This window comes from Actinoallomurus rhizosphaericola, assembly GCF_024055675.1.
Classification (GTDB): Bacteria; Actinomycetota; Actinomycetes; order Streptosporangiales; family Streptosporangiaceae; genus Actinoallomurus; species Actinoallomurus soli.
On the sequence record NZ_JAMXMW010000008.1, the window covers coordinates 104906 to 126590 of the forward strand.

General features: G+C 74.6%; 19 protein-coding genes. 16 read left to right on the plus strand and 3 right to left on the minus strand.

The window, feature by feature from the left end; all coding sequences use genetic code 11:
* Window positions 1-34 precede the first annotated feature (34 nt).
* Window positions 35-901 (plus strand): universal stress protein, encoded by an 867-nt coding sequence (locus tag NE234_RS19430; RefSeq protein ID WP_252781867.1) that lies wholly within the window; start codon window positions 35-37, stop codon window positions 899-901.
* 10 nt (window positions 902-911) lie between these two features.
* Here the strand turns inward: NE234_RS19430 and NE234_RS19435 are convergent, their stop codons facing one another.
* Window positions 912-1664 carry an HAD family hydrolase gene (locus tag NE234_RS19435; protein WP_252781868.1) on the minus strand — a complete coding sequence of 251 codons (753 nt, stop codon included), beginning with the start codon at window positions 1662-1664 and terminating at the stop codon, window positions 912-914.
* Between the two features lie 191 nt (window positions 1665-1855).
* Between NE234_RS19435 and NE234_RS19440 the strand changes: the two genes are divergently transcribed.
* From NE234_RS19440 to NE234_RS19480, 9 genes are all read left to right on the plus strand, one after another.
* The gene (locus tag NE234_RS19440) at window positions 1856-2281 is read left to right on the plus strand and encodes a hypothetical protein (protein WP_252781869.1); all 426 of its coding nucleotides are present in this window, start codon (window positions 1856-1858) and stop codon (window positions 2279-2281) included.
* The gene (locus NE234_RS19445) at window positions 2278-3243 is read left to right on the plus strand and encodes a hypothetical protein (RefSeq protein WP_252781870.1); all 966 of its coding nucleotides are present in this window, start codon (window positions 2278-2280) and stop codon (window positions 3241-3243) included. Before NE234_RS19440 ends, NE234_RS19445 begins: the two co-directional genes overlap by 4 nt.
* The gene (locus NE234_RS19450; protein WP_252781871.1) at window positions 3227-4573 is read left to right on the plus strand and encodes a V-type ATPase 116kDa subunit family protein; all 1347 of its coding nucleotides are present in this window, start codon (window positions 3227-3229) and stop codon (window positions 4571-4573) included. Before NE234_RS19445 ends, NE234_RS19450 begins: the two co-directional genes overlap by 17 nt.
* On the plus strand, window positions 4543-4953 hold the full coding sequence (locus NE234_RS19455) for an ATP synthase subunit C (protein WP_252781872.1): 411 nt from the start codon (window positions 4543-4545) through the stop codon (window positions 4951-4953). Before NE234_RS19450 ends, NE234_RS19455 begins: the two co-directional genes overlap by 31 nt.
* A gap of 1 nt (window position 4954) precedes the next feature.
* Window positions 4955-5533, plus strand: a complete 579-nt coding sequence (locus tag NE234_RS19460; protein WP_252781873.1) for a hypothetical protein — start codon at window positions 4955-4957, stop codon at window positions 5531-5533.
* Window positions 5521-7203 carry a V-type ATP synthase subunit A gene (locus NE234_RS19465; protein ID WP_252781874.1) on the plus strand — a complete coding sequence of 561 codons (1683 nt, stop codon included), beginning with the start codon at window positions 5521-5523 and terminating at the stop codon, window positions 7201-7203. The genes NE234_RS19460 and NE234_RS19465 overlap by 13 nt, the downstream gene beginning before the upstream one ends.
* Window positions 7193-8545, plus strand: coding sequence for a V-type ATP synthase subunit B (locus NE234_RS19470; RefSeq protein WP_252781875.1), 1353 nt, complete (start codon window positions 7193-7195; stop codon window positions 8543-8545). The genes NE234_RS19465 and NE234_RS19470 overlap by 11 nt, the downstream gene beginning before the upstream one ends.
* On the plus strand, window positions 8542-9153 hold the full coding sequence (locus NE234_RS19475) for a V-type ATP synthase subunit D (RefSeq protein ID WP_252781876.1): 612 nt from the start codon (window positions 8542-8544) through the stop codon (window positions 9151-9153). The genes NE234_RS19470 and NE234_RS19475 overlap by 4 nt, the downstream gene beginning before the upstream one ends.
* A 244-nt stretch (window positions 9154-9397) precedes the next feature.
* A complete protein-coding gene (locus NE234_RS19480) occupies window positions 9398-12115 on the plus strand; it encodes a cation-translocating P-type ATPase (RefSeq protein ID WP_252781877.1) in 2718 nt (905 codons plus the stop codon).
* 8 nt (window positions 12116-12123) lie between these two features.
* Here the strand turns inward: NE234_RS19480 and NE234_RS19485 are convergent, their stop codons facing one another.
* The gene (locus NE234_RS19485; protein WP_252781878.1) at window positions 12124-12927 is read right to left on the minus strand and encodes a rubrerythrin family protein; all 804 of its coding nucleotides are present in this window, start codon (window positions 12925-12927) and stop codon (window positions 12124-12126) included.
* 407 nt (window positions 12928-13334) lie between these two features.
* Here NE234_RS19485 and NE234_RS19490 point away from each other — a divergent pair, with 407 nt between their 5' ends.
* The 4 genes from NE234_RS19490 (at window position 13335) to NE234_RS19505 (ending at window position 16894) form a co-directional block, all read left to right on the plus strand.
* Entirely contained in the window at window positions 13335-14279 is a 945-nt protein-coding gene (locus tag NE234_RS19490; RefSeq protein ID WP_252781879.1) for an alpha/beta hydrolase, read from the plus strand.
* Window positions 14280-14482: 203 nt separating this feature from the next.
* Window positions 14483-15514 (plus strand): class I mannose-6-phosphate isomerase, encoded by a 1032-nt coding sequence (locus NE234_RS19495; RefSeq protein WP_252781880.1) that lies wholly within the window; start codon window positions 14483-14485, stop codon window positions 15512-15514.
* A gap of 126 nt (window positions 15515-15640) precedes the next feature.
* Entirely contained in the window at window positions 15641-16381 is a 741-nt protein-coding gene (locus NE234_RS19500; RefSeq protein ID WP_252781881.1) for a polysaccharide deacetylase family protein, read from the plus strand.
* A 9-nt stretch (window positions 16382-16390) separates the two neighbouring features.
* Window positions 16391-16894 carry a MarR family winged helix-turn-helix transcriptional regulator gene (locus tag NE234_RS19505; protein ID WP_252781882.1) on the plus strand — a complete coding sequence of 168 codons (504 nt, stop codon included), beginning with the start codon at window positions 16391-16393 and terminating at the stop codon, window positions 16892-16894.
* Window positions 16895-16939: 45 nt separating this feature from the next.
* Here NE234_RS19505 and NE234_RS19510 read toward each other — a convergent pair whose 3' ends face one another.
* Window positions 16940-18685, minus strand: a complete 1746-nt coding sequence (locus NE234_RS19510; protein ID WP_252781883.1) for a glycoside hydrolase family 15 protein — start codon at window positions 18683-18685, stop codon at window positions 16940-16942.
* Window positions 18686-18866: 181 nt separating this feature from the next.
* On the opposite strand from NE234_RS19510, the gene NE234_RS19515 reads away from it, so the two are divergent.
* Complete coding sequence (locus NE234_RS19515; RefSeq protein ID WP_252781884.1) at window positions 18867-19952, plus strand: cellulose binding domain-containing protein; 1086 nt, start codon at window positions 18867-18869, stop codon at window positions 19950-19952.
* A 12-nt stretch (window positions 19953-19964) separates the two neighbouring features.
* On the plus strand, window positions 19965-21575 hold the full coding sequence (locus NE234_RS19520) for a glycoside hydrolase family 27 protein (RefSeq protein ID WP_252781885.1): 1611 nt from the start codon (window positions 19965-19967) through the stop codon (window positions 21573-21575).
* The last annotated feature ends 110 nt before the right edge of the window (window positions 21576-21685 follow it).

Here is a 21685-nt window from a genome sequence, read left to right on the forward strand (position 1 = left end):
CGGCCGGGATCCGTTTTCTGGGGGAAGGATGGTCATGCGCGAGATCGTCGTCGGCGCCGATGGGTCGGACCAGAGTCTCCGGGCGGTCGAGTGGGCGGCCGAGGAGGCGGAGCGCAGGGCTCTGCCCCTGCGGATCGTGCACGCCGAGGCGGAGTGGATGTACGACACTCCGGTCGATCCGAGGGTCGGCGGCGTGCGGGAACTGCTGCTGGCCGGCGGCAAGGAGCTGCTGGCCAGGGCGGAGGCCGTCGCGCGCGAGCGTGCCCCCGGCGTCGCCGTCCGTGCGGAGACCGCACCCGGTCAGGTCGCGCGCGTCCTCCTGGAGAGGGCGGGTGACTCGGCGATGGTCGTGCTGGGCGGCCACGGCATGGGAGCCGCGACGGGCCTGCTGCTGGGTTCGAGCACGTTGCAGGTCGTCACGCACGCGAAGGTGCCCACCGTGGTCGTGCGCGACCTGGAGCCCGTGGTGCGGCGGGAGATCGTGGTCGGAGTGGAGGGATCGGCGGTCAGCGAGCCGGCCGTCGGGTTCGCGTTCGAGGAGGCCGCGCTGCGCGAGGCCCGGCTGCGCGCCGTCCACGTCTGGACCTACCCCGCGTCGAGCGGCCCGGGGGACATGCGCCCGCTGGTGTACGACCCGAGGCTCGTCGCGGAGGAGGAGCTGCGCCTGGTGGAGGCGTCGCTGGCCACCTGGCGGGACAAGTTCCCCGAAGTCGAGGTCGTCTTCGACGTCGAGCACGGCCGACCGGTGCGGATCCTCGGCGGCGCGTCGGCACGGGCCGACCTCCTCGTGGTCGGCACCCGGGGCAGGGGAGGCTTCACCGGCCTGCTCCTGGGGTCGGTGAGCCACGGGCTGCTGCACCACGCCCACTGCCCGCTGGCCGTCGTACCGGCCGCCCGCTGAACCGCCCGCGCTAATGGCGTCCGATCAGGGCGGGGGTCCTGAGCAGCGTCACCTGCGTGAGATCCTCGATCACCACGTCGGCGCCGTACGCGCGGAGTGCGGCGCCCCGGCCGACGCGGTCGACCCCCACGACGAACCCGAAGCCGCCGTGCCGTCCGGCGGCCACGCCGTCCGGCGACTGCTCGATGACGGCGGTCCGCGCCGGAGGCGTTCTCATCCGCAACGCCGCCTCGATGAGCAGGCAGGGTTCGAGGTGGCCGGGCAGGCCGGTGCCCGGCGCGTCCAGGCCGTCCAGCCGTACGTCGAACATGTCCGCGACGCCGGCGCTGGTGAGCAGCTCGGAGGCGTACCGGTCGACGGAGATCGCGGCCGTCCGCAGCCGGTGGCGGCGCGCCGCGCGAATGAGATCGACCGTCGAGGCGAAGGGCGCGATCCCGTGCCGGCGGATCTCGGTGAGGAACAGCCTCTCCTGGCGCTCGACCAGGTCGAGGACGATCTCGGCCGGCGGTGCCGGCCCCCGGGAGGCGAGGAACTCGCGCACCCCGCCGGATCGTGGCCGGCCGTGGAAGTACCGCAGATAGTCCGCACGGACCTCGAACGGCCGGAAGCCCGCCTCCCGCCCCGTGGCGTGAGAGCGCAGGAACGGGTCCAGCACCGACTTCCAGGCGGCGGCCGCCGCCCGGGCCGTGTCGAGGACGACACCGTCGACCCCGAAGATGATCGCCGCGATGTCGCCGCCGAGCACGCATTGATCGGTCCGCACCCGTCTCACCCCTCTTCGGCCCTGCGCCTGACTTCGGCCCGCCTCTTCACTCCAGGCGAATCCCCGGCCGGGCCGTAGGGACGAACTTCCCGCGTGTCCGGGGACTTCGGTCCCTTACCAGGGCGAAAGTCCCGAAAGCCGGTCCCATGCGACCCTGCCGCGCGCGACCCGGCCACCCTGAGGATGTGGGCATGGGGAGGCTGCGCGGTTTCCTGGAACGATTCAGGCCGACCGGGGTTCCCGCCGCCGCGCGCGCGGGCGTGCCCGCCGACCGGGCCGCCGAAGACCGGGCCGAGCTGGCCGGCGTCTTCGCGGCCATGGAACCGGTGCAGGCGGAGTGCCGGGAGATCCGCGACGCCGCCGAGCGCGCGGCACACGACGTTCGGCGCCGCGCCGGCGAGGAGGCCACGGCCCTGCTCGGCGCCGCGAGGGCGCGAGCACAGGCCGAGCGGGCGGTCGCGTCCGTGACGGCGGGACGATCCGCGGCGACCGAGCGCGATGTGATCGTCGCCGACGCCGAGCGGCGCGCGGCGACGATCCGGGATCGCGCCGACGAGCGGCTGCCCGCGCTGGTGACCCGGGCCGTCGAGATGGTCAAGGCGATGACCGGGGGATGAGCGCAGCCTGGGTCGCGGGGAGCGTCCGGGCCAGGGCGCTGGTGGCCCGGCGGCGGACGCCGGGCATCGCGCGCCGCATCGCCGGCCGCCCGAATCTGGGCGACGCCCTCCGGCTGCTGGCCGCGACGCCGTACGGCCGCGACGTGCGCGAGGGGCAGGACGTCCTCGCGGCGCAGCACGCGGTGGCGGCCACCCTGCTGTGGCATCTGCGGGTTCTGGCGGGGTGGCTGCCGCCCCGGGGCGCGGCGCTCCTGCGGGTGCTGGCCGGCTGGTTCGAGATCGCCGACGTCGAGGCGCGTCTCCTCGGCGGGCCCGCCTTCGACATGGGCGCGCTGGCGACGGTCCGGCCCGGCCTCCGGAGCGCGGCCGACCTGCGCGCCGCGCTCGCCGCCTCGCCGTGGGGCGATCCGGGCGGGAGCGATGGCCGGTCGGTCCGGCTGGGCATGCGGATCTCCTGGGCCCGGCGGGTCGCGGCCGTGTCGGCGGACGCGCGGCCATGGGCGGCCGGTGCCCTCGCGCTGCTCGTGGCCCGCGAACGGTTCCTGACCGGCGCGACCGCGCCGGTGCCGCCGGCCGACGGGACACTGCCGGTGTCGCCGGCCGGCGGAGCATTGCCGGTGTCGCCGGCCGACAGGACACTGCCGGTGTCGCCGGCCGGTCTCCTCGGGAGAGCCGCCGAGCGGGCCGGCGGCCTGGCCGAACTGTCGCGCCGGCTGCCCGGCGACGCGGCCTGGGCGTTGCGGGGCGTCGCCGGTGAGCACGACCTCTGGGCGGCGGAGGCGCGGTGGTGGACCCGGGTCGAGCGGGACGCCGCGGACCTGCTGGCGGGCGCTGGTCACGGCCCAGAGCCGGTGCTCGGCGCGGTCGCCCTCCTGGCGGCGGATGCCCGGCGGGTGCGCGCCGCGCTCGAACTGGCCGCGCGCGGCGGCTCGGTGGAGGCGTTCGATGCCTTCGCTGGGTGAGGCCCTGCGCCCGGTCCGGATGGAGCGGATCGCGATCGTCGCGCCGACCGAGGCGCTGCGGGACGTGCTCGTCCGCGTCGCGGACGCGGGCGTCGTCGAGTTCGACGGCAGGTCCGCGCCTCCCGATCCGGACGCGGCGCTGTCGCCGCGGCCACCGCCCGGCGCCGCGCGGCCCGCGGTCCTCCTCGGTGAGGCGCGCCTCGACGAACGCGCCCGTGCCGCCGCCGTCCACAGCGGCCTGTCCGCGCTGACCGGATGGGCGCCGGCGACCGCGGTGCGGGGCATGGCCGGCCGGCTCGCGCCCGTCGGCGGGGGAGTGGTCGTGCTGTCCCGGCCGCCCGGCGCGGACGTTCCCTCACTCCTGCGCGCCGAGGGGCTCCGGGGATCGCTGACGCCGCTCGTCGAGACGTACGGCACGGTCCCGTACCGGGACGTCGACCCGACTCCGGCCGCGGTCGGCGCGTACCTGCTGATGTTCGGGATGATGTTCGGCGACGTCGGCCACGGCCTGATGCTGCTGGCCGTGGCGTTCGCGCTGCGCCGCCTGCGCCCTCTCGCCCGGTTTCGCGCGGCCTGGCCCCTGGCGGCGGGCGCGGGCCTGGCCGGGATCGGCTTCGGTCTGCTGTACGGCGAGTTCTTCGGCCCGACCGGCCTGGTCCCGGCGATCTGGCTGCGGCCGCTCGACCGGCCGGTTCCGCTGCTCGCCGCGGCGGTGGGCGTCGGCGCGGTCCTTCTCATGGGCGCGGCGCTCCTGGGCGCCGTCAACCGCGTCCGGGAGGGCGGCTGGCGGGCCGGTCTGTACGCGCCCACCGGGATCGCCGGCGCGGGTCTGCCGGCCGGCCTCGGACTTATCGCCGGGGGCTGGTACGCCGGGGCGACCTGGCCGGTCCTGCTCGGAGCCGCCGTCGCGTCGGCGGGGCTGGCGCTGATCTTCGCGGGATTCGCCGGGGAGAGCGGCGTCGTCGAGGCGGTGATGGAGGTCTTCCACACCGTTCTGGGGCTCGGCTCGAACGTCGCGTCCTTCACCCGGCTGGCGGCCTTCGGCCTCGCGCACGCGGCGGTCGGCCTGATCGTCTGGAACACGAGCCGCGCCCTGTGGCACGCGCCCGGCGCCGGCGCGCTCGCCGCCGTCATCGTGTTCGCCGCGGGGAACCTGCTCGCCTTCACGCTCGAGGGCGTCGTGGTGGCCGTCCAGGCCCTGCGGTTGGAGTACTACGAGCTGTTCTCCAAGGTGTTCCAGGTCCAGGGACGGCCGTTCCGGCCCTGGCACATCCCGATCGTCACCGAGGAGGTCACCCCATGTCCGCCTGGATCATCGCCCTCCCGGTGATCGCCGGTGGCGCCGTCGTGACCCGGCTGTTCCGCCGCCGGGGACGGTGGGCGCTCCGTCTGCTGGTCGCCGTGAACGTCGTCATGGCCGCGGGCGCCCTCGCCGTCACGGCGGCGGCGCTGGCGGCCGGGCCGGCGTCGGCGGCGGCCCGGCCGGCGGCTCCGGCCGGGAGCTGGGCGGCGTTGCTCGGCGCGGCCGTCGCGGTCGCCGGATCGTGCGTGGGGGCGGGGATCGCGGTGGCCTACACCGGGTCGGCGGCGCTCGCCGCCATGAGCGAGCGGCCGGAGCTGTTCGGCCGGGCGATCGTGATCGTGGGCCTGGCGGAGGGGATCGCCATCTACGGTCTGGTCGTCGCGATCCTCCTGCTGGGGAAGGTGTGACATGGCACCGGACGGGGGTGATCCCCCCGTGACCGGGACGACGGTGGAAGAGGACGACGCGACGCGCCCGGGCCGGCGGGAGCCCCTGCCCGGCACCGGTCCGGTCGCCCGGTACCTCCTCCGGACGGCGCGGCGGGACGCCGATCGGATCCGCGCGGAGGCCGCGGCCGAGGCCGCCGCCACGGTCGGGCGGGCACGGGCGGAGGCGGACGCGCTGCTGGCCGAGGCGCGGGCCGCCGGGGCCGCGGAGGGCGCGGCGCTCGCCGCCGAGGATCTCACCCGGGCCCGGCGCGAGGCGCGGGCGATCGTGCTCCGCGCCCGCCAAGAAGCCTGCGAACGGCTGCGCGCGCAGGTGCGAGCGGCCGTCTCCGCCCTGCTGCGGGACGATCCGGCGCTCGCCGAGCGGCTGCGGACGCTCGCCCGTCACCTGGCCGGCGCGGGCGCGGACATCGCCCCGGGGGCCGGCGGCGGCGTCGTCGCGCGCGGGGACGGCACGCTCGTCGACTGCTCACCGTCCGCCCTCACCGACCGCGCGTTCGAGGCCCTGGGCGCGGAGGTGGAACGGCTGTGGGCGCCCTGACACGGGTCAACGGCCCTCTCGTGGAGGTGGCCGGCCTGCCCGGACTCGCGATGTTCGAGCTCGTCGGGCTGGGGCCCGTCCGCGTGCCGGGGGAGGTGGTCGAGATCCGGGGAGACCGGGCGACCGTCCAGGCGTACGAGTACACCGGTGGTCTGCGCCCCGGTGATCCGGCCACGGCGTACGGCCGGCCGCTGTCGGCCGACCTGGGCCCGCACCTCCTGGGCGGGGTCTTCGACGGGCTGCTGCGCCCGCTGTCCGGCGCCGACGTCTGGCTGACCGGCGCGCGTACGCCCTCCGGTGGCCGGGAGTGGCGGTTCGCCCCGCTGGTCGCGGCCGGGGACGCCGTGGACCTGGAGACGCCGCTGGGCGAGGTGGAGACGGCCGGCGCGCCGTCCTACCTGGTGCTCGCACCGGCGGCGGGCAGGGTCGGCGCGATCCGGCCGGCCGGGCCGGTCGGCCCCGGCGAGCCCGTGGGCCGCGTCGGCGGGCGCGACGTCACGCTGCTGCGCCGGTGGCCCGTCCGGCGCCCCATGCCCTACCGCGATCGGCTGGAGGAGGTCGTTCCCCTGGTGACGAGACAGCGGGTCGTCGACCTGCTGCTGCCGGTCTCCCGGGGCGGCACCGTAGCGGTGCCCGGAGGATTCGGCACGGGCAAGACCGTGCTCCTGCAGCAGATCGCCAAGTGGTGCGACGCCGACGTCGTCGTGTACGTCGGCTGCGGGGAGCGCGGGAACGAGATGGCCGAGGTGGTCGCGGCTCTCGCGGAGCTGGCCGATCCCCGGACCGGCGGACGCCTCGCCGACCGCACCGTGGTGATCGCCAACACCTCGAACATGCCGATGATGGCGAGGGAGGCGAGCATCTACACGGGCGTGACCGTGGCCGAGCACTTCCGCTCCATGGGACACGACGCCGTCGTCATCGCCGACTCCACCTCCCGCTGGGCCGAGGCGCGGCGCGAGTTCGCCTCCCGCAGCGGGGCGATGCCCGCCGAGGAGGGGTACCCCGCCGACCTGGCCTCCGCGCTGGCCGCCTTCTACGAGAGGGCGGGCCGGGTCACGACGCTCGGCGGGCGCACCGGCTCGGTGACGGTCATCGGCGCGGTGTCCCCACCCGGCGGGGACATGACCGAGCCGGTCACCGCCCACACGCAGCGGTTCGTGCGATGCCTCTGGACGCTGGACCGCGACCTGGCGTACGCCCGGCACTACCCGGCCGTCTCCTGGAGCGCGTCGTTCGCCCGTGACGCCGAGGCGATCGCCGGGTGGCACGCCCGTGAGGGACGGTCGGGCTGGGGCGAGCGCCGCGCGAGGGTGGCCTCTCTGCTGGCCGAGGCCGACCGGCTGGCGCTCCTCGCCGAACTCGTCGGCGCGGCCGCCCTGCCGGCCCGCGAGCGGGTCGCGCTGCTGGCCGGACGCCTCCTGCGCGAGGGCGTCCTGCAGCAGAGCGCGCTCAGCCCCGCGGACGCGTTCTGCGACGCGGAGCGGACGATCGCGCTCACCGACGCGGTCCTGGGCGTCATCGGCCGCTGCGAGGAACTCGCCGCCCGCGGCGTCCCGGCCGGCCGGATCGAGCAGAGCGACTTCTCCCCGGTCCTGCGCGCCAAGGACGACGCGCCCGACCCGGAGACCGTACGTGCCCGGGCGGAGGGGGTGCCCGGTGCGCCCTGACCTGGAGTACACCGACATCGCGGCGCTGCGCGGCCCGCTCATCGTCGTACGGCGGACGTCCGGCGTCGGCTGGGACGAGTTCGCCCGGATCCGGTCGGCCTCCGGCGAGGAGCGCCACGGCCTGGTCCTGGAGGTCCATGAGGACATCGCGCTGGTCCAGGTGCTGGAGGGCACCGCCGCGATGACGACCGGCGGCACCCGCGTGACGTTCACCGGCGGCCCGCTGCGCATCCCGGTCGGCGACGGCTGGCTCGGCCGGGTCTGCGACGGGCGCGGAGAGCCCCGGGACGGCGGCCCGCCCGTGTTCGGGACCACGACCGCGCCCGTCTCCGGGGCTCCGCTGAACCCGACCCGCCGGCTGCCTCCGGCCGACCCCGTGCTCACGGGGGTGTCGGCGATCGACGCGCTGACCACCCTGGTCCGGGGACAGAAGATCGCGATCTTCTCCTCCGCCGGGCTGCCGCACCTCGAACTGGCCGCCCAGATCGGCGCGCAGGCGAACGCGGGCGGCGCGCCGTTCAGCGTCGTGTTCGCCGCGATGGGCCTCACTCACGCCGACGCCGCGACCGTACGTGACGCGCTGGAGGAGCGCTCGGCCGCCGGAGAACTCGCCCTGCTGCTCAACCTGGCCGACGACCCCGTCATCGAACGGGTGCTCACGCCGCGCCTGGCGCTGACCATCGCCGAGCACCTGGCCTTCACCGGCGGGCGGCACGTCCTGGTCGTCATGGCGGACATGCTCGGCTACTGCGAGGCGCTGCGCGAGGTCTCGGTGGCGCGCGGTGAGATCCCGGCCCGGCGGGCGTACCCCGGATACCTCTACAGCGACCTGGCCTCGCTGTACGAGCGCTGCGGCCGCGTGCGCGGCATGCCGGGGTCGGTGACCGTCGTGCCGGTGCTGACCATGCCCGCGCGTGACATGACCCATCCGGTCCCCGACCTCACCGGGTACATCACCGAAGGGCAGATCGTCCTTAGCCCGGACGTCCCGGTCCGGCCGCCGGTCGACGCGCTGTCGTCGCTGTCCCGGATGATGCGCGCGGGCGTCACCCCGGCGCACCTCGACCTCGCCGCGCAGTGCCTGGCCGCGCTCGCCCGCGCCCGGCAGGCCCGTGAGCTCGCCGAACTGGTCGGAGAGGCCGCCCTCGGCGACATCGACCGGCGTCATCTCGACTTCGAACGGGCGTTCCTCGACCACGTCGTGGCGCAGCGCACGGACGAGTGCCGCACCCTGACCGAGACCGTCGACCGCGTCTGGCGGGCGCTCGCCGTGCTGCCGCGCCGCGAACTGACGATGATCGCGGGGGACGTTCTCGACGCGCGACACCGGGAGGCCGTGTGACGTCCCCGTACCGCATCCCTCCCGGCCGCGCCGGACGGCTCTGGCTGCGCCGGCGCATCGACATCGCCGAACGCGGGCACGACCTGCTGGAACGGAAGCTGCGCATCCTTCACCGGGAGCACGAACGGCTCGCGCTGCAAGCCGACCGGGCGGAGGCGGAGTGGACGACGGCATGCCGGCGGGCCGACACCTGGCTGCTGCGCGCGGCCCTGGCCGGCGGCCGTCGATCGCTGTCCCCGGCGCCGGGCCTCGCGGACGTCACCATCACGTGGAGACAGGCGATGGGCACCCGTTACCCGGAGCAGGCTGTCTGCGTCCTTCCCGCGTTCCCGGACGCGCCGCCCTGCTCGGCCGCGCTCGTCGAAGCCCGCGACGCGTGCCGTGCCGCGGTGGTGGCCGCCGCCCGCTACGCGGCCGCGCGGGCGGCCGAGCGCGTCGTGGCCGGTGAGATCGCCGCCACGCGCCGGCGGGTCCGCGCCCTGGAACGGCGCTGGATCCCACGGCTGACCACCGGGCTGAGCGCCGTGGAACTGGCACTGGACGAAGGGGAACGCATCGACCGGGCGCGTCTCCTGCGGGCGTCCGCTCAGCGCACGGAGGCGTACTGATGGATCTCGCGTCGGCGCCGGCCACCGTCTGAACACCGCGATCGCCGTTGTACGAGGTGATCGTCCGTCGGCCTGATCGGCCCAGCCCCCCGCGGCGGGGAGTCGAAGGTCCCTCCTCCACGGGGAGAACGCCTCTGAGACGCGGACGGTCTCCGATGGAGGGTTGAGGTCACAGCCGGAGCCGCGCCGCCGCTCCGCCATGCCGGTGGTCCGGGCACGGCTCGTACCCCGGGAGGAGAGTGCGGTGACCGTCGAGACCGGTGCCGGAGGAGAGATGATCGAAGCCGACCAGCGAGGGCTGTCGTCGGACGAGGCGGCCGTAAGACTCGGCCGCGACGGCCCGAACGTCCTGCCGGGCCGGCCGCCGACGCCTCTCTGGCGGCGGGTTCTCGCCCAACTGCGCGATCCGTTGATCATCGTGCTGCTGGCGGCCGCCGCGTTGACGATCGCCACCGGCGACTGGACCGACACGGCGGCCATCCTCCTCGTCATCGTCGTGAACACCTCCGTGGGAGTCGGGCAGGAGGTCCGTGCCGACCGGGCGATCACCGCGCTGTCCGAGCTGACCGTGCCGACGGCCCGGGTTGTCCGGGACGGGATCCAGCAAACGGTCCCCGCCGCCGACGTCGTCGTCGGCGACCTCCTGGTGCCGGCGGAGGGCGACATCGTCCCGGCGGACGCGCGGCTGGTCGAAGCGGCGGCGCTGCTTCTCGACGAGTCCTCGCTCACCGGTGAGTCCGTGCCGGTGGCCAAGGAGGTCGGCGGCGACGAATCGCTGTGGGCGGGCACCGTCGTGGTCAAGGGCCGGGGCCGGGCCAGGGTCACGGCGGTCGGCGCGGCCAGCGCGACCGGACGGATCGCCGGGATGATGGGCCGAGGCGGTGGCCTGACCCCGCTGCAGCGGCGCCTGGTCGGCATCGGCCGGATGCTCGCCGGGGCCACGGTCGTGCTGTGCGCCGCGGTCCTGGCGCTCGGGCTCGTCCGGGGGCAACCCGTGGAGCTCATGGTCGTGACCGCGATCAGCCTGGTGGTCGCGGCGGTTCCCGAATCGCTTCCCGCGGTGGTGACCCTGAGCCTGGCACTGGGCGCCCGCCGGATGGCCGCGCGTCACGCCCTCGTGCGCCGGCTGCCTGCCGTGGAGACGCTGGGATCGGTGACCGTGCTCGCCACGGACAAGACCGGCACGCTGACCGAGGGCCGGATGGTCGCCCGGAGGCTCTGGACGCCTGCCGGCGAAGCGACGATCACCGGCTCCGGATACGCACCCCTGGGGGAGATCCTGCCGGCCGGGGGTCCTGAGCCGCCGTCGACGCCGAGGATCGTCGTCGCCCGTGCCACCGAGATTCCCGGCGCGGAAGGGCCGGGGCCGGCGGGCGGTGAGGCGGTGACCGCCCTGCTGTCGGCGGCGGCGCTGTGCAATGACGCCAGACTCGCCCCGCCTCAGGCCTCCGACGGGGAGTGGGAGGCCCTCGGCGACCCGACGGAGGCCGCGCTGCTGGCCGCCGCGGCCAAACTGGGACTGGACCGGGAGGAGCTGAACGCCCGGCTGCCCCGAGTCGCCGAGCAGCCCTTCGACAGTGAGCGCAAGCGCATGAGCACCGCCCACCGCCTGCCCGACGGCCGGCTCCGCGTGATCTGCAAGGGAGCGCCCGAGTCGCTGCTGCGCCCGTCGGTGCTGGCCGACGACCCGGGGCTGCTCGCCGCGGCCGCCGGCCGGGCCGACGAACTCGCAGGGGAGGGCTTCCGGGTGCTCGCCGTGGCGCGGGCCGATCGCGAGCGACCGGGGGACGAACTCGAACAGGGCCTCCACCTGCTCGGCCTCGTCGCCATTCTCGATCCACCGCGTACGGCCGCCGCCGGCACCATCGCCGCCTGCCGCCGCGCCGGAATCAGGCCGATCCTCATCACCGGTGACCACCCCGGCACCGCGGTCGCCGTCGCCGCCGAACTGGGCATCCTGGACGCCGCGGACGGCCGGCCCGAGTGCCGGGCCCTGGACGGCGCCGACCTGGACGACGAGGAGGTGGGCCGCGTCGGGGTGTTCGCACGGGCCACCCCGCAGCACAAGCTCCGGATCGTCCAGGCGCTGCGCGCGGACGGGCAGATCGTGGCGATGACCGGTGACGGCGTCAACGACGGACCGGCGCTGCGCCGCGCCGACATCGGCGTGGCCATGGGGCGGCGCGGCACCGAGGTCGCCCGCCAGGCCGCCGACCTCGTACTGGCCGACGACGCGCTCGGCACCGTGGTCGCCGCCGTCGAAGAGGGCCGGCGCGTGTACGCCAACATCCGGCGGTTCCTGATCTACGCGCTGTCCGGCGGCGCGGCCGAGATCGCCGTCATGCTCGTCGGCCCGTTCCTCGGATTGGCGCTTCCGCTCCTGCCGGCCCAGATTCTGTGGATCAACCTGCTCACCCACGGACTGCCCGGGGTCGCCCTCGGCGGCGAGCCCGCGCGTCCCGGCGACATGACCCGCCCGCCCCGGCCACCGGGCCAGAGCATCCTCGGCGCGGGACTGTGGCTGCGCGTCATCCGGATCGCCGTGGTCGTCGGCGCCGTCACCCTGGGCGTCGCCGTCTGGGCGCACCACGCGGGGCGTCCGTGGCAGAGCATGGCGTTCTTCACGCTCGGAGCCACCCAGCTCGGCGTCGCCCTCGGCTCCCGCTCCCGGCTCCGCAGCCGGGCGAACCCGATGCTGCCGGCGGCCATCGCGGCGGCGCTGGCCCTGCAGGTGGCGGGGCTCTATCTCCCCGCTCTCCGCGACCTGCTCGGCACCCGGCCGCTGACCGGCCCGGAGCTGGCGGTCGTCCTCGCCCTGTCGAGCCTCGGCTACGCCGCCGTACGCCTCGACCGGAGGCTCCATCCGGGCCGGGCCGCCGGCGACGTCGCGGGCCGGGTTCCGCCCTCCGCGCGGAGACGGCGGGCGGAACCCGGCCCGGAACAGGACACCGTACGGTCGTGACCTCTTCGTCAGGACTCCGACAGCCGGTCGCGGGCCCGCTCGAAGGAACGGGCGTGCCGTGCCTCGTCCTTGGCGTTGTGCTCGAAGGACCGGGCCGCCTCAGTGTCGCCCGCGGCCCTGGCGCGCTCGGCGAAGGTCGGGTACATCGTCTGCGACTCGTACCGTTCACCGGCGATCGCCTTGGTCAGGTTCTCATGCGTCGTGCCGACGAGCCCGGCCAGTCGCGCCGACTCGGGCAGGTGCTCGCGCAACTCGACGTCGCCGGTGCCCTTGAACAGCCGCGCGACGTCGGGGCGGGCGGCGTGCTGCCCGTACAGCCGGTACTTGGCGTACGCCAGCGCCTCCCCGTGCAGTGCGGTGTCCAGGTTCTCCTTGGTCCGTTGCGCACGGACCATGGGCGGACCGGCCGGGACCTCGACCGGCCGCACGCTCGGCGCCGCGGGGACCCTCCCGAGCCGGGACCGGGACTCGACGACGCGGAGTGCCGTGTTGAAGGCGCGAGCGTGTTTCGCCTCATCGCCGGCGATCTCCCGGAAGCGGTCGGCCGCGGCGGTCTCGCCGGCGCTCTGGGCCTCGCGGGCGAAGCCGGGGTACATCTGCCGGGACTCGTAGCGCTCGCCGGCGATCGCGTCGCGCAGGTTGGCCGCGTCGCCCTTCACCTGGCCGCTCAGCCTGGCCGTGGTCGGGAAGTGCTCGTTCAGCTCGGTGTCGGCCGTGCGCTCGAAGAGACGCGCCACGGACGGCAGCCCCTCCCGCCGGGCCTGCTCGGCGTACAGCCGGTACGAGGCGTTGGCGAAGGCCTCACCGCGCATCGCCTGTGCCAGGTCGGCCCGCGTCTGCGGAGCGGGGTCGGACGCCCGGGGCGCCGATGGGATCCCGGCAGAGATCGCCGAGGCGGCGAACGCTCCGCTCGCCGGGCTTCCGAGTGCGATCGTGACCGCGGCGACGATCAGTGCGCGTGCCGAAAAGGGTTCATGAGTGGACCTCCTCGCCGGACGCTGACGCGTCCATGGACCGATATGAACGGGCTACCCGTGCAAACCGCCGCTCACTGGACATCCTGCTTGAATCGGTCACCTGGCGTGAGGCAGGTTTTGCCGTTCGCCCGGAGGCTTTCCCGCACCGTGCCTCGTACCGGGGCGTACTCCGTTTCCCCGTTTGCCGGTGCTTGAGGGGGCCGACGATCCGACGTTCGGGCGGGTTGCGGGACGATGGCCGCATGCTGGTCACCACAGGAACGGACGTCGCGGAGGAGACCCGCGCGTTCAACGACGAGCTCGCCGCCCTGTACGCCGCCGCCCCGCAACTGCACGAGGTCGACGATCCGCCGGCGTCCCGGGCGGCCCGCGCTCGCGGAGAAGGACCGCTCGCCCCGCCGGGGAGGCTCGCCGAAGGCCGCGATCGTACGATCCCCGGGCGCGCCGGTCCGATCCCGGTCCGGGTGTTCACGCCCCCCGAGGTGCGAGGCGTCTACCTGCACTTCCACGGAGGCGGCTGGACCCTCGGCACGGCCGACTCACAGGACCCCATGCTGTGGCGGCTCGCCACCGAGACCGGTGTCGCCGTGGTCAGCGTCGACTACCGGCTCGCCCCCGAGCATCCCTATCCGAACGGCCCGGACGACTGTGAGGACGCCGCACGCTGGCTCATCGGCGCCGCCGGCCCGGAGTTCGGCGCCGAGCGGCTCGTCATCGGCGGCGAGTCGGCCGGCGCCCACCTCGCCGCCGTCACCCTGCTCCGGCTGGGCGAGGCGGCGGGCGCCTTCCGCGCGGCCCAGCTGACCTTCGGCGCCTACGACCTGTCCATGACGCCGAGCCAGCGCCACTGGGGCGAGCGGAACCTGGCGCTGTCGACACCGGTCATCCAGTGGTTCACCGCGAACTTCCTGCCCGGGATGAGCCTCGAGGAGCGCCGCGCCCCGGACGTGTCCCCGCTGTACGCCGACCTCTCCGGGCTGCCGCCGGCCCGGTTCGTCGTCGGAACCCAGGATCCGCTGCTGGACGACACCCTCTTCATGGCGGCGCGCTGGCGGGCCGCCGGGAACGCGACCGAACTGGAGGTCGTCGCGGAGGCGCCCCACGGCTTCGTCGGCTTCCCGCTGAAGGTCGCCGAGCGCGAGCTGGCCCGCCAGCGGGAGTACGTCGCGCGCGCCGTCGGCTCCTGACGCTGACGGGGCCGCCCAGGCAGGCGGATTCGCCTAGGTCACTCGCCCACGGGGGATCCTCGGCCGGCGCCGTCGGGCGCTTCGGCTCCCGGGAGGCCCGCCGTACCGCGCCGGACGCCCGCGTGGCACGCTGGCGAACGAGTGTTCCACCGCGGCCGCCGGAGCCGGCTCCGGCGGCCGCGGACCGACCGGAGGAGAGACCCGTGCGCCCCGTCGTGCTGCCGCCCAACATGCCGCGTTCGTTCTACCGAGGCGCCGGACGCATCGGCCGGTTCCGCGACGCGCCGACGCCCGCCGCCGGGGACCCGTACTTCCCGGAGGACTGGGTGGGGTCGGTCACCGCACGGCACGGGGCCGCGCCGGCCGGCCTCACGACGCTGCCGGACGGGCGCCTGCTGGCCACGGCCGTCGCGGAGGACCCGGAGGCCTGGCTCGGCCCGGCGCACCTCGCCCGCCACGGCGCCGACCCGGCCATCCTCGTCAAGCTCCTCGACGCGGGCGAGCGCCTCCCGGTCCACGTGCATCCGGACCGCGGGTACGCCACCGCCCACCTGGCCTCGCCGTACGGCAAGACCGAGGCATGGGTGATCGTCGACGCGGCTCCGGACGCGGCCGTGCACCTCGGGTTCCGGCGGGACGTCGACGCCGGGGAACTCCGCCGGTGGGTGGTCGAGCAGCGGACCGGCGACCTGCTGGCCGCCACCAACCGGATCCCCGTCCGCCCGGGCGACGCCATCGTCTGCCCGGCGGGCCTTCCGCACGCCATCGGCGCGGACATCCTGCTGGTGGAGGTCCAGGAGCCGACCGACTTCTCGGTCCTGCTCGAGTGGGAGGGCTATGACGTCGACGCCGAGGCCGGTCACCTGGGGCTCGGCTACGACGCGGCGCTGGCGTGCGTGGACCGTTCCGCGTGGGACGACCGGCGGATCGACGCGCTGCGCGGCGCCGGCCGCGCGGGCCGCGGCATCCGTCCCGGGGTCGACCGGCTGTTCTCCGCGGCGGCCGACCCGTTCTTCGCCGCCGAGCGCGTCCACCCGGATCCGGTCGGCGTGCTCGACCCGGCCTTCTCGGTGGTCGTGATCACGGACGGCTCCGGGGTGCTGGAGGCCGAGCACGGCGGCCCGCTCGCGGTCCGCTCCGGCCAGACGCTGCTCGTCCCGTACGCCGCCGGCCACTGCACTCTCCGGGGCGACCTGCGGGCGATCCGCTGCCGTCCTCCGTACGACACGCCCTGACACGGGCTCCTCGGCCCGGCGGGTGGCCACGCAACGTCCACGACACGCCTTAGGATCGGTCCGCCGTTCGTCTCGGCGCGGCCGCGTCCGTACTCCGTGCCGACCCCGCCGCGTACGCTCGGATCGATGTCACGGACCACGCTGACGCTGGGCATGGCCGGGCTGGCCCTCGTGCACGCCGCGCCGGCCGCGAGCCGGCTGACCGTCGTGCGCCGCCGCCTGCCGGGCCTGGCCGGAGAGGGCCACCGTGACCACGTCGCGCTGACGTTCGACGACGGCCCCGACCCGGACTCGACGCCGCGCTTCCTCGACGAGCTGCGGAGGCTGGACTGCCGCGCCACCTTCTTCGTCGTCGGGGAGACCCTCGCGCGGCATCCGGACGTGGGCCGGCGCATCGTCGCGGACGGCCACGAGATCGCCGTGCACGGCTGGCGGCACCGGTACACGCTGCTGACCCGCCCGGGCCGGGTCACCGGGGAGATCCGCCGGGCCGCCGACCTCGTCGCCGACGTCACCGGCGTCGAACCGGTCTGGTACCGGCCGCCGTACGGCGTGCTCAGCGCGGAGGCGCTGGCGGCGGCCCGCCGGCGCGGCCTGCGGCCCGTGCTGTGGACGGCGTGGGGGAGGGACTGGACCCGCTCGGCGAGCCCGGCCTCGGTCCTGGCGACGCTCTCCCCGGACCTCCGCGGCGGGGCGACGATCCTGCTGCACGACTGCGACGACACCTCGGCCCCGGGCGCGTGGCGCTCGGCCCTGGGCGCGCTGCCCGAACTGGTGGCCCGGTGCCGCTCGGCCGGTCTGCGGGTCGGGCCGCTACGCGATCACGGTTCAAGGCAACCGGTGCCGTCCGGTCGGCGCGCCGGGTAGAACAGAGACATGGTGGAACGCGCGATCGAATCCGTGAGCCTGGGACAGGTGCCGGAGGACGACATCGATGCGGTGACCTCCGCGGTCCTCACCGCGTCGCGTCTGCTGGTGGGCATCTCGCTGCGATCGCTCACGGCCGTGCGGGACCAGGTGACGCTGCCGCAGTTCCGCCTGCTCGTGGTGCTGGCCACCCATGAGGAGACCAAGCTGGTGACCCTGGCCGATCATCTGGGGGTCAATCCCTCGACCGCGATGCGGATGGTGGAGCGCCTGGTGGCCGCGGGGCTGATCGACCGGCGCGTCAATCCGGCGAGCCGCCGTGAGGTCCTGCTGCGGTTGACCGATGACGGCAGTCGCGTCGTCGACGAGGTCACCGCCCGGCGCCGGGACGAGATCGCGGCCATCGTCGCCGCGATGCCCGCCGAGCAGCGGGCGGGGCTGGTCGGAGCCCTCAAGGCGTTCACCGACGCCGGCGGCGAGCCGCTCGTGACCGAGACCCGCGCCTGGGACTGACCGGCCGGTCGCCCCGCCGGCGGTCGCCCTGCCGGGCGCGTCGGCTCACCGCGGACCGGCGGCGAGGCGGGTGGCGGTCTCCAGGAACAGGGCGTGCACGAACGCCTGCGGCAGGTTGGCGCGAAGCTGACGCTGCCGGATGTCGTACTCCTCGGTGAACAGGCCGGTGGTGCTGCAACCGGAGCGGAGACGCTCGAAGCGCCGTACGGCCTGGGCCGTGTGCCCCTGCTGGTGCTCGGCCAGCGCGAGGAAGAACCCGCAGAGCATGAAGGCGCCCTCGGCGGCGCCGAGCGGGCGTTCGTCGATCTGGTAGCGGTAGACGAACCCGTCGTCGACCAGGCGGTCGCGGACGGTCTCGAGGGTGGCGATCGTGCGTGGGTCGTCGGCGGGCAGGGCGCCTCTGACCGGGGGAATGAGCAGCGACGCGTCGATCCGGTCGTCGTCGGGCGCGCGGCGCCAGTGGCCGGAGGGGCTGAGGCTCGTCCGGGTGGTGTCCGCGAGGATCGACTCGGCCAGCGAGAGCCACTCGGGGATCTCCGGACGCCCGGCGATGGCGGCCGCGGCGGCGCGCAGCCCGCCGACGCAGGCCAGCCGTGAGTGCGTCCAGCATCGATCGCACGTCTCCCAGATCCCGGCGTCGGGCCGTCGCCAGTGCCGGGCGATGGCGTCGACCGCGACGCGGGCGGCGCGGGCCGCGTCCACGGTGAGGCGGTCCGCGTGGGCCGCGGCCGCGAACAGGTTCAGCGCCTCGCCGAACGCGTCGAGCTGGAACTGCCCCTGGACGCGGTTGCCGGTGACGAGCCGGGACCCGGGATAGCCCGGCAGGTCGTGGTGCTCCTCCGCCGGCACCGGGTCTCCGGCGACGGTGTACGCCGGACGGAGACGGTCGCCGTCCGCCAGGAGCCGCTCGGCCACGAACCGCACCGCCGTGTCCAGGAGGGCCGGCCGTGCCCCGTGGGCGGCCACCGCCAGCCCGGCGTAGCACTGGTCGCGGATCCAGGCGTAGCGGTAGTCGTAGTTGCGGTCGTCCCCCATCCGCTCGGGCAGGGAGGTGGTCGCGGCGGCGACCATCCCGCCACCCTCGCTCGTGAGCCCGGTCAGCACCGCGTAGGCGAGCTGGGCGTCACGGGAGGCGAGCGTGTCATCGCACCGCGGCACGTTCCTCAGCCAGGCGGCCTCGGTCGCCGCCCACAGGTCCCCGGCGTCGAGCGGCTCGTCGGATCGGCCGGTGCTCAGCTCGAGCACCAGGTCGTGGGTCTGCCCTTCGGCGAGTTCGAGCTCCAGGACCAGGCCGTCGTCCTCGGCGGCCCGCGCGGCGCCACACCAGCGCAGGTGTACCGGGCCGCTGCGCGCGGTCCAGACGCCGTCCTCGGCGCGCAGGCCGGTCATCCCGCCCGCCCCGAACCCGGCGTGCGGATCCAGGCGCGCTCGGACGCGGGCCGGGCCGCGGACGGCCTCGATCCGGCGGAGGAGGACCGCGCGGTCCCGGCGGGCCGGAACGGCGAGCGCCTCCCGGCACTCCACCACGCCGTCGCCCGTGACCCACCGGTTGCGCCAGATCAGGCTGCGGTCCTCGTAGTAACCTCCCCACACCCGCCACTCGTCGACCGGGTGGACGCTGTAGAGGCCACGGCCGCCGACCAGACCGCCGAAGACCGCCGGCGACTCCCAGGCCGGGAAGCACATCCACGCGATGTTCCCCTGTGGGCCCATCACCGCGCCGCGCTCTCCGTCGGCGATGAGGGAGTACTCACGGAGCACGTGGGGCTTGACGACGTCCGGACCGGTCATACCCGCTGCCTTTCCCGAACCCGGCCTCCTATGCATCGGCCGGTGGTGAGTTCGCACCGGTCCCGGGCCACGGCGTGAAAGACCGTGAAAGCCGCATTGACCGAATTCAAGGCCGCTCTTAGCGTCGCGATGCAGCACATGTCGAACCCCGTTCGACATACCGAACGAAAGGCTCCCCGGAATGCCGTCGCGTCTTTCTCCTCTCCCGGACGTCCGCCATCGGTGGGCCGTCGTCCTGGCGGCCGTGATCCTGGCGGCCGGCGCCCTCATCGGCGTCGGCACCGCTCGCGCCGAGTCCAACGGCGGGGTACGGGTCATGCCGCTCGGTGACTCGATCACCGACGGGGTGACGCTCCCCGGCGCGTACCGGACCGGGCTGTGGCAGCGCTTCACCGGCGGCGGGTACCGCGTGGACTTCGTCGGGTCGCTGTCCAACGGGCCCGCCTCGCTCGGCGACCACGACCACGAAGGCCACTCGGGCTGGCGGATCGACCAGATCGACGCCAACATCGTCAACTGGCTGCACGCCTACTCGCCGCACACCGTCCTGCTGCACATCGGCACCAACGACGTCCTCCAGAACTACAACCTGTCCGGGGCGCCCGCGCGGCTGTCGGCGCTGATCGACCACATCACCGCCACGGTGCCCACCGCCGAGGTGTTCGTCGCCACGATCATCCCGCTCGCGAACTCCGGTCAGGAGGCGAACGCCCGCGCGTACAACAGCGCCATTCCCGGGATCGTGCAGAGCAAGGTGAACGCGGGCGAGCACGTGCACCTGGTGGACATGCACGCGGCGCTCACGACCGCCGACCTGCTGTCCGACGGCATCCATCCCAACGCGACCGGATTCGACAAGATGGCCGCGGCCTGGTTCAGCGCCCTGCGATCGGTGCCCGGAAGCATCGGCGACACCGGCGGCGGGACCCCGACGCCCACCCCGACTCCCACCCCGCCGCCCGGGGGCCGGACCTGCACCGCCGCGTACACCGTGACCGGGCAGTGGTCCGGTGGGTTCCAGGCCTCGGTCACGGTGACCGCCGGGAGCACCGCCATCACCGGGTGGACCGTCACCTGGCGGTACGCCAACGGCCAGGCCGTCACCCAGGCATGGAACGCGACGGTCACGAGCTCCGGCTCCGCCGTCACCGCCCGCAACGTCGGCTACAACGGCGCGCTCGCCGCCGGGGCGGGCGCCGAGTTCGGCTTCCTCGGCACCTCGACCGGCGTCAACGAGGTGCCCACGCTCACCTGCACGGCGAACTGACCGGAGGACCCGATGAAACTCTCGCACCGTCGACGTCGGCTCGCCGCCATCATGGCCGTGCTGATCATCCCCATTCTGGCGCTGGTGTCGGCCCCGTCGGCGTCGGCGCTGGGCAACGGGCTCGCGCTGACGCCGCCGATGGGCTGGAACGACTGGAACGCCTACGGCTGCAACGTGAGCGAGCAGCTCGTCGAGCAGACCGCGCTCGCCATGCACAACGACGGCCTGCAGGCGGCCGGCTACCAGTACGTCAACATGGACGACTGCTGGATGGCGTCGAGCCGGGACGGAAGCGGCAACCTGGTCGCGAACTCCTCGAAGTTCCCGCACGGCATCGCCGCGGTGGCGAGCTACGTGCACTCCCTCGGCCTGAAGTTCGGGATCTACGAGGACGCCGGGACGGCCACCTGCGCCGGCTACCCCGGCAGTTACGGGCACGAACGGCAGGACGCGACTCTGTTCGCCTCCTGGGGGGTCGACTACGTCAAGTACGACTGGTGCAACATCCCGTTCGGCGACTTCTCCGGCCAGTCGCACCAGCAGGTCGCCAAGACCCTGTACACGCGGATGCGCGACGCGCTGTCGGCCACCGGACGGCCGATCGTCTTCAGCATGTGCAACGGCTGGGACGGCAGCGTCCAGCCGGCGACGTGGGCGGGCCCGGTGGCCAACCTGTGGCGCACGACGTCCGACATCCAGCCCAACTTCAACAGCATGCTGTCGAACTTCCACAACACCGTCGGCCTGGCGTCGTACGCCGGTCCGGGCGCGTGGAACGACCCCGACATGCTGGAGGTCGGCAACGGGATGAGCGCGACCGAGGACCGGGCGCACTTCAGCCTGTGGGCCGAGATGGCGGCTCCGCTGATCGAGGGCGGCAACCTGGTCAACGCGAGCTCCACCACGCTGTCGATCCTGACCAACCGGGCCGTGATCGCGGTCGACCAGGACTCCCTCGGCAGGCCGGGCACCCAGGTCTCCTCCTCCGGCGGCCACGACGTCCTCGCCAGGCCGCTCGCGAACGGAGACGTGTCCGTCGTGCTGTTCAACGAGACCGGATCCACCGCGACCATCTCCACCACCGCGGCCGCGGTCGGCAAGTCGGGCGCGTCGAGCTACACGCTGACCGACCTGTGGAGCGGCGGCACGTCGACGACCACCGGGAGCATCAGCGCCTCCGTGCCGGCGCACGGCGCCGTCATGTACCGCGTCGCGGGCGGGAGCACCGGCACGAACCCCTCGGGCCCCATCCACGCGGTCGGGGCGGGCAAGTGCCTGGACGTGCCGAACTCCACGCAGGCCAACGGCACCCAGCTGCAGATCTATGACTGCAACGGCCAGACCAACCAGACGTGGACCTACGCCTCCGGCCGGTTCACCGTCTACGGCGGCACCAAGTGCCTGGACGCCTACGACAACCAGACCGCTCCGGGGACGAAGGTCGAGATCTGGGACTGCAACGGCGGCGCGAACCAGCAGTGGCAGGTCAACTCCAACGGCACCATCACCGGAGTCCAGTCCGGGCTGTGCCTGGACGTCTACGACAACGGCACCGCCAACGGCACCGCGGTCGAACTCTGGACCTGCAACGGCGGCGCGAACCAGCAGTGGACCGTCGGCTGAGCGGACCACGTACGTTCCGAAGGAGGAGCGAGAGCCGTCTCTGAGGGCCGGTGCGCCGGCCACGGCGGCCGTCACCCGGACGCGGAGGGCCGGGTGACGGCCGCAACTTC

Bases quoted from the DNA above. Each gene is read 5' to 3' on its own strand.
- NE234_RS19430 (WP_252781867.1), top strand. From the start codon at position 35: ATGCGCGAGATCGTCGTCGGCGCCGATGGGTCGGACCAGAGTCTCCGG.
- NE234_RS19440 (WP_252781869.1), top strand. From the start codon at position 1,856: ATGGGGAGGCTGCGCGGTTTCCTGGAACGATTCAGGCCGACCGGGGTT.
- NE234_RS19445 (WP_252781870.1), top strand. From the start codon at position 2,278: ATGAGCGCAGCCTGGGTCGCGGGGAGCGTCCGGGCCAGGGCGCTGGTG.
- NE234_RS19450 (WP_252781871.1), top strand. From the start codon at position 3,227: ATGCCTTCGCTGGGTGAGGCCCTGCGCCCGGTCCGGATGGAGCGGATC.
- NE234_RS19455 (WP_252781872.1), top strand. From the start codon at position 4,543: ATGTCCGCCTGGATCATCGCCCTCCCGGTGATCGCCGGTGGCGCCGTC.
- NE234_RS19460 (WP_252781873.1), top strand. From the start codon at position 4,955: ATGGCACCGGACGGGGGTGATCCCCCCGTGACCGGGACGACGGTGGAA.
- NE234_RS19485 (WP_252781878.1), bottom strand. From the start codon at position 12,927: ATGCGCGGTGAGGCCTTCGCCAACGCCTCGTACCGGCTGTACGCCGAG.
- NE234_RS19490 (WP_252781879.1), top strand. From the start codon at position 13,335: ATGCTGGTCACCACAGGAACGGACGTCGCGGAGGAGACCCGCGCGTTC.
- NE234_RS19500 (WP_252781881.1), top strand. From the start codon at position 15,641: ATGTCACGGACCACGCTGACGCTGGGCATGGCCGGGCTGGCCCTCGTG.
- NE234_RS19505 (WP_252781882.1), top strand. From the start codon at position 16,391: ATGGTGGAACGCGCGATCGAATCCGTGAGCCTGGGACAGGTGCCGGAG.
- NE234_RS19510 (WP_252781883.1), bottom strand. From the start codon at position 18,685: ATGACCGGTCCGGACGTCGTCAAGCCCCACGTGCTCCGTGAGTACTCC.
- NE234_RS19515 (WP_252781884.1), top strand. From the start codon at position 18,867: ATGCCGTCGCGTCTTTCTCCTCTCCCGGACGTCCGCCATCGGTGGGCC.
- NE234_RS19520 (WP_252781885.1), top strand. From the start codon at position 19,965: ATGAAACTCTCGCACCGTCGACGTCGGCTCGCCGCCATCATGGCCGTG.